This window comes from Streptomyces sp. NBC_00038 (assembly GCF_026343635.1).
Taxonomy (GTDB): domain Bacteria; phylum Actinomycetota; class Actinomycetes; order Streptomycetales; family Streptomycetaceae; genus Streptomyces.
The window spans coordinates 5,631,101-5,646,964 of sequence record NZ_JAPELQ010000001.1 but is presented as its reverse complement, the minus strand read 5'-3'; the positions used below and the strand labels follow the sequence as shown (position 1 = coordinate 5,646,964).

Genomic DNA, 15,864 nt, shown 5'->3' with positions numbered 1-15,864 from the left:
CCCAAAAGATCGCCGGCCGACACTCAACCGGCAAACCCCGCCCCCGCGGGGACCCTCACCCCCACCCGCGTCCGCGTCGCCACCAACTGCCCGTCCTGCGGATACGCGTGCCACGTACGCCAGTGCACCTGCCCCTCGTATCGCTGGGCCAGCATCGCGGTGAAGGCGTGGGGGCTGCCCGGGAAGACGCCGGCGAGGCCGTTGGGGTGGTCGGAGACGAGGGCCAGCAACTCCTGGGCGCGGCCTGCGAAGGAGCCGCGGGAGAGGGTCTCGACGCGTGCCGCGAACTCGTACTCCCAGTCGCCGACCCGCTTGGCCACGCCGAGCGGAAGGGGCGTACTGCTGCCGGGGATGCACGCGACGGTCTCCGAACAACTGCCCTGTTCCTCCTCCAGGAGTACCTGGTGGGACGCGCCGAGCAGTCTCAACTGCAGTTTCGCCCCGCCGAGTTCGAGGTCCAGGGTGGCGAGCGCGGGCAGCGGCTCGCGCCCCAGAGTCCAGGCGAGGTCGGCCGCGCACGTGTCGGTGTACGAGGTTTCGAGAGTCGTGAGCATGGGTCGGCTCCGCTAGCACGCAAAGGGAGGTGGGGGTCCGGCGCACCCGGTGGGTACCGGGGGATCGGCCCGATCAGCCCGGCCAGTAAGGACGATCCGAGGCCCTGAGGTCACCTTGGCGTCGTCCGCCGGAAGAGCGGTGCCAGGCGTCGCCCGGCAGACGTCATGGAGACGACAGGGCCTTGGGGCTGCGTTGGTGATTTAGAGGGAATCATGAACTGTGGCGCCACCACAGGCTTTTTACCCAACTTCGTGGGGTTTCCATCCCCCCGAGGGCTCCAACGCTCAACTGTTCAACCACGGCGTACGCCCCGCGCACGGAAGTGCCCGTCGGCAGCCGTTGCCCGACGGGCACTTCTTCGTGCTCCGGATGCGTCTCCCCCTGAGGAGCTCAGCTGCCCCGTGTCAGCTGCCTCCGCCGCATCCGCCCCCGCCGCCGCAGGACGACCCGCCCCCGCAGGAGGACCCGCCTCCGCAGGACGACGATCCCCCGCAGGACGTTCCACCGCCGCCGCCGGCTCCGCCGGCCCACCAGGAACCGCGGCGTGAGCGGCGCTTCCCCTTCGAGGCCTTGGCCGCCTTCGACGCCTTCGTCAGCGCGACCTTCTTGTCCTTGCGGCCGAATCCGAAGATTGCGACCAGCGAGCTGCCGACGACCGCCAGGATGATGCCGATGATCATGGCGCCACCCTCCTTTCGTTCCCCCGAAGCGACCCCCCGTGGGCGCTTCGCTTCTTGCGTGAGAGGGGGATGCCCCCGCGTCTCACGTGCCAAAGCAGAGTTGAGGAACTCCAGAGCTTGGGCGCAGGATGACCGGCATGACCTCCAACGCCCGCCGCCCCCTGCTCAACCGCCGACTCGCCGAGTTCGGCACGACGATCTTCGCCGAGATGTCGGCCCTGGCCCTCAGTACGGACTCGATCAACCTCGGCCAGGGCTTCCCCGACACCGACGGGCCCGAGGAGATCCGCGAGGCGGCGGTGCGGGCGCTGCGCGACGGGCGCGGCAACCAGTACCCGCCGGGTCCGGGCGTACCCGAGCTGCGTACGGCGATCGCGGCGCACCAGAAGCACCGGTACGGGCTGTCGTACGACCCCGACCGCGAGGTCCTCGTCACGGCGGGCGCCACGGAGGCCATCGCCGCGACCCTGCTAGCGCTGCTCGAACCGGGCGACGAGGTGATCGCCTTCGAGCCGTACTACGACTCGTACGCGGCCTGCATCGCGATGGCGGGCGGCACCCGCGTCCCGGTCACCCTGCGCCCGCACGAGGGCAGCTTCCGCCTGGACCTCGACGAGCTGCGCGACGCCGTCACCGACAACACCCGGCTGCTGCTGATCAACACCCCGCACAACCCCACCGGCACCGTCCTCACCCGCGAGGAGCTCACCGAGATCGCGCGGCTCGCCGTCGAGCGGGACCTCCTCGTGGTGACGGACGAGGTGTACGAGCACCTCGTCTTCGACGACGCCGAGCATCTGCCGCTGGCCTCCTTCCCGGGGATGCGGGAGCGGACGGTCACGATCGGCTCGGCGGGCAAGACCTTCTCCTTCACGGGCTGGAAGGTCGGCTGGATCACCTCGACCCCCGATCTCGTCACCGCCGTACGGTCGGCGAAGCAGTTCCTGACGTACGTGTCGTCGGGGCCGTTCCAGTACGCCGTCGCCGAGGCGCTCGCGCTGCCGGACTCGTACTTCGCGGACTTCCGGGCGGACATGCTCGCCAAGCGGGACCTGCTGGCGGCCGGGCTGACGGACGCGGGCTTCGAGGTCTACCGGCCCGCGGGCACGTACTTCATCACCACCGACATCCGGCCGCTCGGCGAGTCCGACGGCTTCGCCTTCTGCCGCGCCCTGCCGGAGCGCGCCGGTGTCGTCGCCATCCCGAACGCCGTCTTCTACGACCACCGGGAGGCGGGCGCGCCCTTCGTGCGGTTCGCGTTCTGCAAGAGGACCGAGGTGTTGGAGGAGGCGGTCAAGCGGCTCAAGGCGGCCTGGTAACGCGCCTGGTAGCACCGGGGCGGCCGCGGGCCCGGACGGCGCGCCGGGGCGGGAAGAACCGTACCGACACGGACGCGCAAAACTCCTAAATGCATCGAAAATCCCGCATAAGGGACGCAGAGTGCGAGGGTGACCCACCCGAGTACCCTCCTCCGCCCCGGCCGTCCCGCCCGAACGAACCCCGGGGATCGCGTCGGCTCCCGGCCGTCCCGCGCCGCGCGCGGGCTGCCGGCCGCCATGGTGACCGCGGTGGGGCTGTTCGCCGCCGCCCGGCTGACCGGTGTCCTCGTGCTCGCCGCGACCGCCTGGGCCACCGGCAGGAACCCGCTCCGCCTGCTCGGGCGGTCCTGGGACTCGGCCTGGTACCTGTGGATCGCCTCGCACGGCTACGGGCGGACGTTCCACTTCAGCCCCACCGTCGTCCACAGCGACCTCGCGTTCTTCCCGCTCTACCCGGCGCTCGTCCGCGCCGTCACCACGCTGACCCCGCTGAGCAGCGGCGCGGCCGGCCTGCTGGTCTCCTGGCTCGCGGCCGGCGCCGCCGCCTGCGGGATCTACGCCATCGGCGCCCGGCTGCACGGCCGTGCGGTCGGCACCACGCTCGTACTCCTGTGGGCCCTGCTGCCCCACTCGGTCGTACTGTCCATGGCGTACACCGAGCCCGTCCTCACCGCCTTCGCCGCCTGGTCGCTGTACGCGGTGCTCACCGAGCGCTGGCTGTGGGCGGGCACGCTGGCGGCCCTGGCGGGTCTGGCCCGGCCGAACGGGTTCGCGGTGGCGGCAGCAGTGGTGGCCGCGGCGGCCTGCGAGATCTGGCGGCTCCGTGCGCGAAAAGTTCCCCACAGGCTGTGGACGGGCGCCGCGCTCGCGCCGCTCGGCTGGGGCGGTTACGTGCTGTGGGTGGGCGTACGCAAGGGCGATCCGCTCGGCGGGTACTTCGAGGTGCAGCGGCTGTGGGGCTCCAGCTTCGACTTCGGCGCCGGCTCGCTGCGCTTCGCCAAGCACCTGCTGCTGGACGGGGACCGTTTCGTGTTCCCCATGACGATGGTGATCGTCGCGGCGGGCGTGCTGCTGTACGCGCTGCTGCTCGCGGACCGCGCCCCGCTCCCCCTGCTCGTCCACAGCGGCGTACTGCTGTTGATCACGCTCGGCGGCTCCGGCTTCTTCGAGTCGAAGCCGCGTTTCCTGCTGCCGGCCTTTCCCCTGCTGCTGCCGCTGGCGCGGGCCCTGGTACGGACGGCGAGAGCCCGGCCCTGGCACGCGACCGTGGTGGTCGGCGCCCTGGCCGGGCTCTCGTTCGCGTACGGCGCGTATCTGGTCGTGATCGCGCACACGCCGCTGTAAGTCGTCCCGCGAATACTCTTCGTCTACTCTTCGTCGCCCTCGGGCTTCTCCGCCTCGTTGACTTCCTGCTCCAGGCCGAGCTGCTCCACGAGCCACTTGTCGAACTCGATGGCGGCCCGCACCCAGCTGACCGTCGACGACACGAAGTGCTCCAGGCTGACGCCGGTGCCGATCAGCATCTGCGCCTCGCCGATCAGGCGGACGGTCCCGTCGTCGTGCGTGTGGCTGTACACCTTCGGCCACAGCGTGCGGCGGTTCCAGTCGTCGATGGACTCGAGCAGCGCGGGCTTCTCGTCGATCTGGTGCGGCCGGTCGTAGAAGGTCCGCACCGAGAAGACCTGCTGGTCACCCTCGCCGCGGAACATGAAGTACGTGCGGAACTGCTCCCACGGCGCCGCGAGGTCGCCCTCGTCGTCGACGACATACTTCAGCTCCATCTGTTCCAGGAGCTGCTTCACAAGGTCCTGATCCGGAACGACAGGGCCCGCCGGTCCGCCGCTCTGCGGCTCGGGCTGGCCCCCGAAGTTCGGAATCGAAGACGGGTCGATGGACATCTGTGACACTCCTGCAGTCGTCTGACTCGTCCGGCCGGATCTGAGACCAGACGTACGCACCCCACCCTCTCTCGCCTCGCACCCAACCTGCAACAGCCTCGCCCTCCGGCTGCCTCCAGGGGCGTACGGGCTGCAGCCCCAGAGGGGTACGGGCCAGGGCGTACGGGCTGCAGCCCAGAGGGGTACGGGCCAGGAGGTACGGGTTACAGCGTCTTGCCCGTCGCCGGGCCCACGATCAGCCCGTCGCCGAAGGCATCCACCCTGACCGTGTCGCCGTCCTTGACCTCGCCCGCGAGGATCTCCTTGGCGAGGCTGTCGCCGATGGCGGTCTGGATGAGGCGGCGCAGGGGGCGGGCGCCGTAGGCGGGGTCGTTGCCCTCCTCGGCGAGCCAGGCCAGGGCCGCGTCGGTGACCTGCAGGGTGAGGCGCCGCTGGGCGAGGCGCCCGGCGAGCCGGTCGATCTGGAGCCTTGCGATGCGCTCCAGCTCCTCCTTGTTCAGGGCGGAGAAGACCACCAGGTCGTCGAGCCGGTTCAGGAACTCCGGCTTGAAAGAGGCCCGTACGACCTCGAGGACCTGCTGCTTCTTCACCTCGTCGGAGGTCATCGGCTCGACCAGGTACTGGCTGCCCAGGTTCGACGTGAGGATCAGGATGGTGTTGCGGAAGTCGACCGTCCGACCCTGACCGTCCGTCAGGCGGCCGTCGTCCAGCACCTGGAGGAGGATGTCGAAGACCTCGGGGTGCGCCTTCTCGACCTCGTCCAACAGCACGACGCTGTACGGCCGCCTGCGCACTGCCTCCGTGAGCTGACCGCCCTCCTCGTACCCGATGTAGCCGGGCGGGGCGCCGACCAGGCGGGCGACGCTGTGCTTCTCGCCGTACTCGCTCATGTCGATACGGACCATGGCGCGTTCGTCGTCGAAGAGGAAGTCGGCGAGGGCCTTGGCGAGTTCGGTCTTGCCGACGCCGGTGGGGCCGAGGAAGAGGAAGGATCCGGTGGGCCGGTCGGGGTCGGCGATTCCGGCGCGTGTGCGTCGTACGGCGTCGGACACCGCCTGCACGGCCTCCGTCTGCCCGATGAGCCGGCGCCCCAACTCCTCCTCCATGCGCAGGAGTTTCTGCGTCTCGCCTTCGAGGAGACGTCCGGCCGGGATCCCGGTCCAGGCGCCGACCACGTCGGCGATCTCGTCGGGTCCGACCTCGTCCTTCACCATGGTGCCCTTGGAGACCTCCACCTCGGCCTCGGAGGCTTCCTCCAAGTCCCTTTCCAGGGAGGGGATCTCGCCGTACAGCAGCTTGGAGGCGGTGTCGAAGTCGCCGTCGCGCTGGGCGCGTTCGGCCTGGCCGCGGAGTTCGTCGAGCTTCTCCTTCAGCTCACCGACGCGGTTGAGGGACTGCTTCTCCTTCTCCCAGCGGGCGGTGAGGCCGCGCAGCTCCTCCTCCTTGTCGGCGAGGTCGCGGCGCAGCTTGTCGAGGCGCTCGCGCGAGGCCGGGTCGGTCTCCTTGTCGAGCGCCAGCTCCTCCATGCGGAGCCGGTCCACCTGGCGCTGCAGCTCGTCGATCTCCAGCGGGGACGAGTCGATCTCCATGCGCAGCCGGGACGCGGCCTCGTCGACCAGGTCGATGGCCTTGTCGGGGAGGAAGCGGGAGGTGATGTACCGGTCGGAGAGCGTGGCGGCGGCGACGAGCGCGCTGTCCGCGATCACGACCTTGTGGTGGGCCTCGTACCGCCCCTTGAGCCCGCGCAGGATCGCGATGGTGTCCTCGACGGACGGCTCCGCGACCAGCACCTGCTGGAAGCGGCGCTCCAGGGCGGGGTCCTTCTCGATCCGCTCCCGGTACTCGTCAAGAGTCGTGGCGCCGACCATGCGCAGCTCACCGCGCGCGAGCATGGGCTTGAGCATGTTGCCCGCGTCCATGGAGGAATCCCCGCCGGCACCGGCGCCCACGACCGTGTGCAGCTCGTCGATGAAGGTGATGATCTGCCCGTCGGAGTCCTTGATCTCGGCGAGCACGGTCTTGAGCCGCTCCTCGAACTCACCGCGGTACTTCGCCCCGGCGACCATCGCGCCCAGGTCGAGCGAGACGAGCCGCTTGTTCTTGAGCGACTCCGGGACGTCACCCTTCACGATCCGCTGGGCGAGCCCCTCCACGACGGCGGTCTTGCCGACGCCGGGCTCTCCGATGAGGACGGGGTTGTTCTTGGTGCGCCGGGACAGGACCTGCACCACCCGGCGGATTTCCTGGTCCCTGCCGATGACCGGGTCGAGCTTGCCCTCCCGCGCCGCGGCGGTGAAGTCGGTACCGAACTTTTCGAGCGCCTTGTACTGGCCCTCGGGATCCGGGGTGGTCACCCGGCGCCCTCCCCTGCTCTTCTGGAACGCGTCGAGGAGCTTCTTGGCGTTCGCCCCCTGCTGGGAGAGTACGTCGCCGGTCTGGCCGCCCTTCGCGGCGATTCCGATGAGCAGGTGCTCGGTGGAGATGAACTCGTCCCCGAGCTCCTTCGCCCGCTCGGCCGCGTCCGCGATGACGGCGAGCAGCTCACGGTTGGGCTGCGGGGGCGCAACGGTGGATCCGGTCACGCTGGGCAGACCGGCGAGCACGCGCTCGGCGCCGGCCCGCACGGAGGCCTGGTCGGCCTCGACGGCGGCCAGCAGGTCGATGATGTTCTCGTTGTCCTGCCCCTCGAGCAGCGCGAGCAGCAGGTGGGCGGGGGTGAGGTCCGGGTGACTCCCGGACACGGCCCGGGTACTGGCCGCGTTGATCGCGTCCCGGCTCCTGTTGGTCAGCTCGGCGTCCACGGTCGCGTTCTCCTCCTGGGTACTAGTTGCCTGAGTCCTGGATGTCTGAGCTCTAGATGCCTGCGTCCTACATCCTGAGTGATTCAACTTGCACAAAGTTGAGTCTATTCCACTCAAGGGTGGTCCGGGAGCGGATCCGGACCGGGAGGACGCCCGGAGTAGATTCAGGCCCCATGGCCTCCTCTTACCCGGTGGATCCGCGACAGCCGGACACCGCCTACCTCAGCTTCTGGCGGGAGCGGCACCTGTGCACGCTGACGACCCTGCGGCCCGACGGCAGCCCGCACGTGGTGCCCGTCGGGGTTACATACGATCCCGAGGCGGGTCTGGCTCGGGTGATCGCGAACAAGTCCAGCGCGAAGGTCGGCCATGTGCTGGCCGCGGGCCCCGGCGGGGTGCGGGTGGCCGCCTGTCAGGTCGACGGACGCCGCTGGGCGACGCTTGAGGGGCTCGCGACGGTGTCCGTCGACCCAGGGCGCATCGCGGAGGCGGAACGGCGGTACGCGGAGCGGTACGGGCGCACGCCCTCCCCCAACCCCTCCCGGGTGGTGATCGAGATCGAGCTGACCTCGGCGCTGGGCCGTGGCTGATTTCAGCCAGTCTCGCCATGGCCGATACCAGGAGGTTTCACGTAAAACTGCAGCGGCGTCACCGTGTTCAGGTCACGGTGACGCCGCTGCGGGGGGAAGTACCTGCGCGATTTACTACGACGGGGGAATCGCGTCAGGCACTGCGGGGGGTGGCTGAGATGGTCTGCACGTCCGGGGCTTCCGGCTCGACCAGCTGGTGATCACGCTGATCAAGGTTCACAAAGATCATTCCGTAACGAATGGCACACCGCACTGGCTGCGGCGCCCCCCGAGGCCGCCGCAGACACCGGTACGCCCGCAGATCCTCGTCGTCGTCCCGCGTGACGACGACCGGCTCTCCGAATACCGTCACCATCAACGAGTCACCACTGTGGGGGATGGCGGTGACCAGGTCGATGAAGTGCCAGCCGGAGCGGTAGGCGGTGGCCATTTCTCGGCGGAAGGAGCGGTCGTCGGGAGGGGTGGTCATACGCCTTCGCCCGCCGGGGTAAAGGTCCAACCAACGTCGCCCTGCTGAACGGCGACAACGTCAACAGGAGCGGAGGTCCAACCAACGTCCCCTTGCTGAGCGCCAACCTCAGCGGGAGCAGAAGTCCAGGCGACGTCGAGAGGACTTGCCGCACCAAGTGCCAGTGCGGCGGCCACGACGGCCGCGGCCAACACTGATCGAAGCATTCTCTTTCGCATAGTCGGCTTCGCCCTCACTCGATGACATCCTCTCCCCCGCAGAACAAGACGATGGCTCATTCAGGCACATTGATGCCACACACTCGATGCATCATGTTCCTGCACGTTCAGGACCCTGGGGGGTGGAGATTTGATCACAAAAGGCACAAACCCGACACATCCTCATTCCATCACCGATCTGTGCGACGAGGGTGCTCGCCTCTATGCCAGCGCACTGAGCGCCGGACGCATCGCCCGAGTCGAGGTGGAGCCTGCCCCCTGCCTGGTCGAATTCGCGCTGCTGCATCCCGACCCGGACGACGCGAACTGGCTCCGCCCGGTGCCGCCGTCGATCGCACTCTCCCAGCAGCTCCAGCCGATCGAACGGGAGATCCAGGACCGGCGGAGGCTTTCCGTCGACCTCGCCGACACCTTCGAGCCGTTTCTGACCATCAGTGCGCAGAAGCCCGCCATGACCCACGCCATCACCGTGCTGGAGGGATTCAGCAGGATCAACGCGGCCCTGGATGTGGCCATAGCGGAGAGCCGCGTCGAAGTCCTGACCGTGCAGCCCGGTGGCGGCCGGCCGGAGAACGCACTGAGTCAGGCCCTCGAACGGAGCAAGCCTCTCATCGAGCGCGGCATCTCGGTACGCACCCTCTACCAGCACACGGTCCGGCACAGCCAGAGCACCTTCGCCTACGTGGACCAGATGGCCGGCGCCAAGGTCGAGATCCGCACCCTTGAGGAACTCATCGAGCGACTCATCATCTGCGACGAGACAGTGGCCTTCATCCCCGCGCGCGACGACCGGCAGGTCGCGCTGGAACTCCGCCATCCCGGCCTGGTGAAGTACCTCATCAAGGTCTTCGAGCAACTGTGGCAGCGCGCGACGCCCCTCCTGGAGGAGGTGCCGTACGAGTCCACTCCGGACGGCATCAGCGGAGTCCAGCGCTCCATAGCCAAGCTCCTCGTCGAGGGCCATGTCGACGAGGCCATAGCCCGGCGTCTCGGCATGAACGTCCGCACCTGCCGCGCCCACATCGCGAAACTCGCCGTGTCGCTGGGCAGCGGGAGCCGGGCGCAACTCGGCTTTCTGATAGCGCAGTCGGGAATCCTGGACCAGGATCACTGAATGCCGAGGGAAGCGAGCCAAAGGTGACCGCGGGGGCGCATGGGCACAGCGCCGACGAGCTGTGCGAGGCGGGCCTGGACCTGTACGCCCGCGCGCTGCGCGAGCGCCGCGTCGCCCTGCAGGACGCGGAGCCCGTCCCCTGCCTGATCAACTCCGGCCTGCTCCAGCCGGACCTTGAGGACATGGACTGGCTGCGTCCCGTAGCCCCCGCCATTGCCCTGCCCCGGCTACTGCACGCCACCGCCGAGGACATCGCCCGTCAGCGACAGCGCGAAGCCCGCCTGGCGGAGGTCTTCGAGCCGCTCATGGCCCTGAACGCGGCGCAGGCATCGCCCACGGACGCACCCGCGAACACCGTCCTGACCGACATCGAGCGGATCAACGCCGCGATCGCCAGAGCCATGGCCAGTTCGTCGCGCGAGGTACTCACGATCCAGCCCGGCGGCAAACGTCCCGCTTCCCTCCTGGCAGGCGCGTTCCTGCTGGAGCAGGAGATGCTTTCGCGGGGCTGCCGGATGCGCACCCTCTACCAGCACACCTCCCGCCACGACCCGGTGGCTCTCGCCCACTACGAGCACCTGAGCGGCGATGTCGAGGTCCGCACCCTCGACGAGGTCACCGACCGCCTCATCGTCGTCGACCGCACCGTGGCCTTCATCCCCGTGAACACCGACCGCACGATGGCCGTCGAGGTCCGCAATCCCGCCATGGTCGCCTACCTGGCCACCGCCTTCGAGCGCTTCTGGCGCCTGGCCACGCCCATGTACCCCCAGGCCGTCCAGCAGCCCTCCCTGAACGGCATCACGGCCCGCCAACACGCCATCGCAAGCCTCCTCGTCGAGGGCCTCACCGACGCCGCGATAGCCGAACGCCTCGGCATGAACATCCGCACCGCCCGAGTCCACATAGCCAAACTCGCCACCACCCTCGGCAGCGAAAGCCGAGCCCAACTCGGCTACCTCATCGCCGAGTCGGGAATCCTCAAGCAGGAGGGAGCAGCAGAGTGACCACGGCACACCCGGATCACGGGGTGGAGGATCTCTGTGCGGCGGGGACGGAGGTGTACACCCGCGCCCTCCGCGAGGGCCGCGTGCACCGCAAGGAAGCCGTCGATGCCCCCTGTCTGGTCGACCTCGGGCTGCTGAACCCCGACGTCGAGGACATGCGCTGGCTGGAGCCCGTGGCCCCCGCAGTGGCCCTCCACCGGCTCCTGCGGAACGCGGCGGAACGTATCGCGGACGAGCGACGGCACGAGGCCCGGCTGGCCGAAGCGTTCGAGCCGCTCATGCGCATCGACGGGCGGCGCACAGCGGCGGACACCCCGACGATCAGCGTCATCAGTGGTATGGAGCGCATCAACAGGGCCATCACGCGCTCCATGGCCGATGCCTCCCACGAACTCTTCGCCATCCAGCCGCACAGCAGTCACATCGGTCCGCACCCCGGAGTCCACGTCGAAGCCATGCGCCGCGACCAGGACCTGCTCGACCGCGGTGGCCGGATCCGCACGCTGTACCAGCACACGCTCCGCCACGCGCCCACCGTCCAAGCCCGCTACGAACAACTGAAGGGCGACGTCGAGGCCCGCACCCTCGACGAAGTCACCGACCGGCTGATCGTCGTCGACCGGTCCGTCGCCTTCATCCCTGCGAGCAAGGACCGCACCCTCGCCCTGGAAGTCCGCCACCCAGCCCTGATCGAACACTTCGCCACCACCTTCGACCGCCTCTGGCACCTGGCCACCCCCATGTATCCCGAAGCAGCCCAGCGGCCGTCCCACAACGGCATAACCCCCCGCCAACAAGCCATCGCCGCCCTCCTCATCGAAGGCCACACCGACGCAACCATCGCGGAACGCCTAGGCCTGAACATCCGCACCGCCCGAGTCCACATAGCCAAACTCGCCGCCACCCTCAGCAGCGACAGCCGAGCCCAACTCGGCTACCTCATCGCCGAGTCGGGGATCCTCAAGCAGGCGGACCGGCAGGACCAGGGACAGCGGGAGCCGTGACGGCCTCCAGTTCCGGGGAGCGTGGTGGGTCGTCCAGGCCCGCCTGGGCGATGCGGACGCCCAACTGGGTGCGGCTCGCGGCGCCCAGGGTTTCCGAGAGGCGGGCGATGTGGGCCCGGCAGGTGCGGACGCTGATGCCCAGGCGTTCCGCGACCACCGCGTCCTGGTGGCCCTCGGCCAGGAGTGCCGCGATGGACCGCTCGCGGTGGGTGATGCCCTCGATGCCCGTCGAGGGGAGCGGGGAGGCGAGGGGGATCGCCAGGCGCCACAAGCGCTCGAAGACCGTCACCAGGTAGTCCACGAGGGCCGGGTGGCGCAGCTCCAGCGCTATCGTGCGGTCCGAGTTCGCGGGGATGAAGGCGACGGTGCGGTCGAAGAGGATGAGGCGTTCCACGACCTCGTCGAGCGTGCGGGCCTCCGCCGAATCCCCCATCAGCTCCATGTAGTTCAGCAGGCCCTGGCCGTGCCTCGCCACGTGGGTGTACAGGTCGCGCATGCGCACGCCGCGGCGGCGCAGGCCCAGGGCGCGGTGCAGCCCCTCGGAGAGTTCGTCCTCGCGGCGGATACCGCCCGGCTGCACGGTGAGCACCTCGGACGTACACGCCTCGGTCGCCGCGTCCATGGCGGCCCGGATGCGGGGCAGTCCGTCGAGGACGCGGATCGCCACACCCTCCGCCGGCGCCTGGACGCGCCCGCCGAGCCCGGCGTACCACTCGAACGCGGACACCGCGTCGCCCACCCGCGCCTGGCTCGCGCTGACTTCCTCGTACACCCCGCGCAGCAGCCGCGTCATGACCTCCTGCGGCGAGGTCGGCACCAGCCACCCCATGTCGTCGGGGTCGGGATGCAGCAGCGCCAACTCCAGCAGGCAGGGCACCGACTCCGCGTCCTCGCGGGGCACGCGGCCGCGCCGCACGGCCCGGGAGTACACCCGGTCGCCTGCCGCGCACAGCTGGTCAGCGCCGTGCGGATGTCTGTCCGTGCCTTGCCCGGCCATCTCCCCACTCCTGCCCGGCCATCTCCCCGCCGCCGACTCCAGCGTCTTGCACGCTTCCGCGCCTTCTACGCTTCCGCTCTTCCACGCTCCGCGTCGTCCCCGTGTTCCGCGACTCCCGCGCTTCCGGGACTCCCCTGCTCTTCCGAGGACCCCGCAGTTCCGGGACTCCCCTGCTTAGGGGACTCCCGCGTTTCCGGCCCGCGCGCTTCCACCTCTTCCACGTCCGCGACCGCCGCACACCACGACCGCCACGTCCACGACCGCCACGTCTGCAACCGCCGCACACCGCGACTTCCACAATCCGCGACTTCCGCGTTCCGCAGCGCAACTATGCGCGGCCCCGTCCGCCATCGCAACACGCCTGTGCCGCCCCGCCGCCCCCTATCGCCCGTATACGCCCATATATATCCCCGCCTCCGCCCGCGCACTTGCAACAAGCTGACGGTGGCGGCGCCCATCCGTCCGGTGCATCGTGGAATCGCTTCCCATGAGCGCCACGGAATCCACGGAGCCCACATGGGCTTCACAGGCTGCACGGATTCCACGGCGCTCCGAGCGGCCCTGGCCGGATTCCCCCTTCGGCCAGGGCCCCGGGAGCGGCGACCCGGCGACGACACGTCGACGGCGGCACGCCACGTGAGCTGCTGGAAATCGTCGAGTGATCAGCGTGTTACGTACCGCACTTAACGTCAGTCCATGGCGGACATATTTGACGCATACGCGTTGGCCGATGCGTGGGACGAGATGTTTGAGCGGCCGGGTGAGGTCAGGACCGCCTATGAGCCGGTGCTGGCGGCACTGCAGCCGATCGAACCGGTCGAACTGCGGTTCAGGGCCGACCAGATGGCGCGGTCGTTCACCGACCGCGGGGTCACCTACGCCTTCGCGGGCGAGGAACGGCCCTGGCCGCTCGACCTCGTGCCGCGCATCCTCGACGCGCTCGAATGGGATCTCATCCAGCGCGGGGTCTCCCAGCGGGTCAGGGCCCTGGAGGCCTATCTCAGCGATGCCTACGGGCCCTGCCGTGCCTTCGAGGACGGGGTCGTACCGTGGCGGCTGCTGCTCAATTCGCCGCATTTCCACAGAGCCGCGCACGGGATCGAGCCACCGGGCGGGGTACGGATCCACGTCGCCGGAATCGATCTCGTGCGGGACGAGGCGGGAGAGTTCCGGGTCCTCGAAGACAACGTTCGCGTGCCGTCCGGTGTTTCGTACGTCATCGAGAACCGGCGGGCGATGACCCGGATCTTCCCCTCCCTCTTCGCGGAGCAGCATGTGGTGCCCGTGGACGGGTATGCGCAGAAGCTGCTGGCCGCACTCCGGGCCGCGGCCCCCCACGGCGTCACCGACCCCCGCGTCGTCGTCCTCACCCCCGGCCCCAGCAACGCCGCCTACTTCGAACACGCCCTGCTGGCACGGCTGATGGGCGTGCAGCTGGTCGAGGGGCACGACCTCGTCTGCCGCAACAACCGGGTGTGGATGCGGACCACGCGCGGCGAGATGCCCGTCCATGTCGTATACCGGCGGCTCGACGACGACTTCCTCGATCCGCTGCAGTTCCGGCCCGACTCGGTGATCGGCTGCCCGGGGATCATGAACGCCGCGCAGGCGGGCACGGTGACCCTGGCGAACGCCGTCGGCAACGGCATCGCCGACGACAAGCTGCTCTACACGTACGTCCCCGACCTGATCCGCTACTACCTCTCAGAGGAACCGATTCTCCCCAACGTCGAGTCCTTCCGGCCCGACGAGCCCGGCCAGTTGGACGCCGTCCTCGACCAGATCGACCAGCTGGTCATCAAGCCCGTGGACGGCGCCGGCGGCCAGGGCATCGTCATCGGACCGAAGGCCGACCGGGAGACCCTGGAGCGTACGCGCGAGGCCGTCGCCGCCGATCCGCGTGGCTGGATCGCGCAGCGGCCGGTCGCCCTGTCCACCTCGCCCACCCTCGCGGGTGACCGTATGGCGCCGCGCCACATCGACCTGCGTCCGTTCGCCGTCAACGACGGCAGCGATGTGTGGGTGCTGCCCGGCGGGCTCACCCGGGTCGCGCTCCAGGAGGGCAACCTGATCGTCAACTCCAGCCAGGGCGGCGGCTCCAAGGACACCTGGGTACTGGCCGAAGGGCCCGCCGATCAGCCCACGCCCGAGATCAACAGCTCCGTGCCGGACGTCGTCCCGCGCCAGCTCGGACCCGACGGCGACCGCACCGTCGTACAGGAAGGGGCGCAGCAGCAGTGACCGCTTCACCGGTTCCTGAGGCCCAGGAGGTACGACCGTGAACGACGTGATCCTCTCCCGGATAGCCGAAGCCCTGATCTGGACCGGACGGTACGTCGAGCGGGCGGACGCCACCGGCCGTATCCTCGACGCCTATCTGCACCGGCTCCTCGAAGACCCCTGGCGCGACGAGGACGTGGCCTGCCGCTCGCTGTACGCGATCCTCGGCGTCGACGCGGGCGGCGAACGCGTCGACATGCAGCAGGTGTTGGACCAGCTCGCTTTCGACGCCCGTTCCACCTGCGCCATAGAGGGCGCGATCGGCGCCGCCCGCCTGAACGCCCGCAGCGCCCGCGAGGCGGTCTCCTCCGAGATGTGGGAGTGCCTCAACTCCACCTGGCACGCCCTGGCCGACCAGCGGCTGGCATCGCGACGGACGGGCCCGTACGCCTATCTGGAGCTCGTACGCCGCCGGGCCGCCCTCTTCTTCGGGCTCGCCGACTCGACGATGAGCCGGGACGACAGCTGGCGGTTCGTGGTCCTGGGGCGGAGCCTTGAGCGGGTGGACATGACCGTACGGCTGCTGTCCGTACGGGTGTTGGACGCCGCCCATGCTCCCGACTGGCCGACACTGCTCAGTGCGAGTGGCGCCGATGAGGCGTATGCCCGTGTCTACGGTGGTTTCGGCGACAGCCCGCGAGTGGCCGAATTCCTCCTCATGGACCGGGACTTCCCGCGCTCCGCGCTGCACGCGCTGACCACGGCGGAGGAGTGCCTCGCGGCGCTCGGGCGGCCGAGACAGGACCCGGCGCGCCGCCCGATAGGCCGCATGCGGACCCGCCTCGAATACCTGGACCTGTCCGCACTGGAGGAACAACTCCCGCTGCTGCTGAAGGACTTGCAGCAGGCCTGCATGGCGTCCGCCGAGGCGGTGGCGGAGAAGTTCTTCCCGAACCAGGGGCCCGTCGAGTGGGCCCAGGAAGGAGCGTGAG

Annotated in this window: 14 protein-coding genes; 8 read left to right on the top strand and 6 right to left on the bottom strand. The window is 69.5% G+C overall.

Annotation, left to right across the window (positions count from 1 at the left end; all coding sequences use genetic code 11):
• Nucleotides 1–23 precede the first annotated feature (23 nt).
• Nucleotides 24–554, bottom strand: coding sequence for a DUF2617 family protein (locus OG219_RS25545; protein ID WP_266830200.1), 531 nt, complete (start codon nt 552–554; stop codon nt 24–26).
• 405 nt (nt 555–959) lie between these two features.
• Nucleotides 960–1,235 carry a hypothetical protein gene (locus OG219_RS25540; RefSeq protein ID WP_266830199.1) on the bottom strand — a complete coding sequence of 92 codons (276 nt, stop codon included), beginning with the start codon at nt 1,233–1,235 and terminating at the stop codon, nt 960–962.
• 128 nt (nt 1,236–1,363) lie between these two features.
• Between OG219_RS25540 and OG219_RS25535 the strand changes: the two genes are divergently transcribed.
• The gene (locus OG219_RS25535) at nt 1,364–2,554 is read left to right on the top strand and encodes a pyridoxal phosphate-dependent aminotransferase (RefSeq protein WP_266830198.1); all 1,191 of its coding nucleotides are present in this window, start codon (nt 1,364–1,366) and stop codon (nt 2,552–2,554) included.
• Nucleotides 2,555–2,791: 237 nt separating this feature from the next.
• Nucleotides 2,792–3,898 carry a hypothetical protein gene (locus OG219_RS25530; RefSeq protein WP_266836228.1) on the top strand — a complete coding sequence of 369 codons (1,107 nt, stop codon included), beginning with the start codon at nt 2,792–2,794 and terminating at the stop codon, nt 3,896–3,898.
• 23 nt (nt 3,899–3,921) lie between these two features.
• Here OG219_RS25530 and OG219_RS25525 read toward each other — a convergent pair whose 3' ends face one another.
• Nucleotides 3,922–4,452 (bottom strand): YbjN domain-containing protein, encoded by a 531-nt coding sequence (locus OG219_RS25525; RefSeq protein ID WP_266830197.1) that lies wholly within the window; start codon nt 4,450–4,452, stop codon nt 3,922–3,924.
• A 203-nt stretch (nt 4,453–4,655) separates the two neighbouring features.
• Nucleotides 4,656–7,253: an ATP-dependent chaperone ClpB gene (clpB, locus tag OG219_RS25520; protein ID WP_266830196.1), complete on the bottom strand. Its 2,598-nt coding sequence runs from the start codon at nt 7,251–7,253 to the stop codon at nt 4,656–4,658.
• 173 nt (nt 7,254–7,426) lie between these two features.
• On the opposite strand from clpB, the gene OG219_RS25515 reads away from it, so the two are divergent.
• Nucleotides 7,427–7,843 carry a pyridoxamine 5'-phosphate oxidase family protein gene (locus OG219_RS25515; protein WP_266830195.1) on the top strand — a complete coding sequence of 139 codons (417 nt, stop codon included), beginning with the start codon at nt 7,427–7,429 and terminating at the stop codon, nt 7,841–7,843.
• Between the two features lie 133 nt (nt 7,844–7,976).
• On the opposite strand, the gene OG219_RS25510 is transcribed toward OG219_RS25515, so the two are convergent.
• Nucleotides 7,977–8,312 (bottom strand): hypothetical protein, encoded by a 336-nt coding sequence (locus tag OG219_RS25510; protein WP_266457609.1) that lies wholly within the window; start codon nt 8,310–8,312, stop codon nt 7,977–7,979.
• Nucleotides 8,313–8,660: 348 nt separating this feature from the next.
• On the opposite strand from OG219_RS25510, the gene OG219_RS25505 reads away from it, so the two are divergent.
• The 3 genes from OG219_RS25505 to OG219_RS25495 are packed head-to-tail and all read left to right on the top strand — an operon-like array spanning nt 8,661 to nt 11,655.
• Nucleotides 8,661–9,644: a helix-turn-helix transcriptional regulator gene (locus OG219_RS25505; RefSeq protein ID WP_266830194.1), complete on the top strand. Its 984-nt coding sequence runs from the start codon at nt 8,661–8,663 to the stop codon at nt 9,642–9,644.
• Between the two features lie 23 nt (nt 9,645–9,667).
• Nucleotides 9,668–10,651, top strand: coding sequence for a helix-turn-helix transcriptional regulator (locus tag OG219_RS25500; RefSeq protein WP_266830193.1), 984 nt, complete (start codon nt 9,668–9,670; stop codon nt 10,649–10,651).
• Nucleotides 10,648–11,655 carry a helix-turn-helix transcriptional regulator gene (locus OG219_RS25495; protein WP_266830192.1) on the top strand — a complete coding sequence of 336 codons (1,008 nt, stop codon included), beginning with the start codon at nt 10,648–10,650 and terminating at the stop codon, nt 11,653–11,655. The genes OG219_RS25500 and OG219_RS25495 overlap by 4 nt, the downstream gene beginning before the upstream one ends.
• Here OG219_RS25495 and OG219_RS25490 read toward each other — a convergent pair.
• Nucleotides 11,612–12,652 (bottom strand): helix-turn-helix transcriptional regulator, encoded by a 1,041-nt coding sequence (locus tag OG219_RS25490; protein WP_266830191.1) that lies wholly within the window; start codon nt 12,650–12,652, stop codon nt 11,612–11,614. The genes OG219_RS25495 and OG219_RS25490 overlap by 44 nt on opposite strands.
• 696 nt (nt 12,653–13,348) lie before the next feature.
• Between OG219_RS25490 and OG219_RS25485 the strand changes: the two genes are divergently transcribed.
• Nucleotides 13,349–14,893, top strand: coding sequence for a circularly permuted type 2 ATP-grasp protein (locus tag OG219_RS25485; RefSeq protein WP_266830190.1), 1,545 nt, complete (start codon nt 13,349–13,351; stop codon nt 14,891–14,893).
• A gap of 37 nt (nt 14,894–14,930) precedes the next feature.
• On the top strand, nt 14,931–15,863 hold the full coding sequence (locus tag OG219_RS25480; RefSeq protein WP_266830188.1) for an alpha-E domain-containing protein: 933 nt from the start codon (nt 14,931–14,933) through the stop codon (nt 15,861–15,863).
• The last annotated feature ends 1 nt before the right edge of the window (nt 15,864 follow it).

Coding starts and splice junctions, on each gene's coding strand:
- OG219_RS25510 (WP_266457609.1), bottom strand. CDS start 8,312: ATGACCACCCCTCCCGACGACCGCTCCTTCCGCCGAGAAATGGCCACC.
- OG219_RS25485 (WP_266830190.1), top strand. CDS start 13,349: ATGGCGGACATATTTGACGCATACGCGTTGGCCGATGCGTGGGACGAG.
- OG219_RS25545 (WP_266830200.1), bottom strand. CDS start 554: ATGCTCACGACTCTCGAAACCTCGTACACCGACACGTGCGCGGCCGAC.
- OG219_RS25535 (WP_266830198.1), top strand. CDS start 1,364: ATGACCGGCATGACCTCCAACGCCCGCCGCCCCCTGCTCAACCGCCGA.
- OG219_RS25490 (WP_266830191.1), bottom strand. CDS start 12,652: ATGGCCGGGCAAGGCACGGACAGACATCCGCACGGCGCTGACCAGCTG.
- OG219_RS25525 (WP_266830197.1), bottom strand. CDS start 4,452: ATGTCCATCGACCCGTCTTCGATTCCGAACTTCGGGGGCCAGCCCGAG.
- OG219_RS25515 (WP_266830195.1), top strand. CDS start 7,427: ATGGCCTCCTCTTACCCGGTGGATCCGCGACAGCCGGACACCGCCTAC.
- OG219_RS25540 (WP_266830199.1), bottom strand. CDS start 1,235: ATGATCATCGGCATCATCCTGGCGGTCGTCGGCAGCTCGCTGGTCGCA.
- OG219_RS25530 (WP_266836228.1), top strand. CDS start 2,792: ATGGTGACCGCGGTGGGGCTGTTCGCCGCCGCCCGGCTGACCGGTGTC.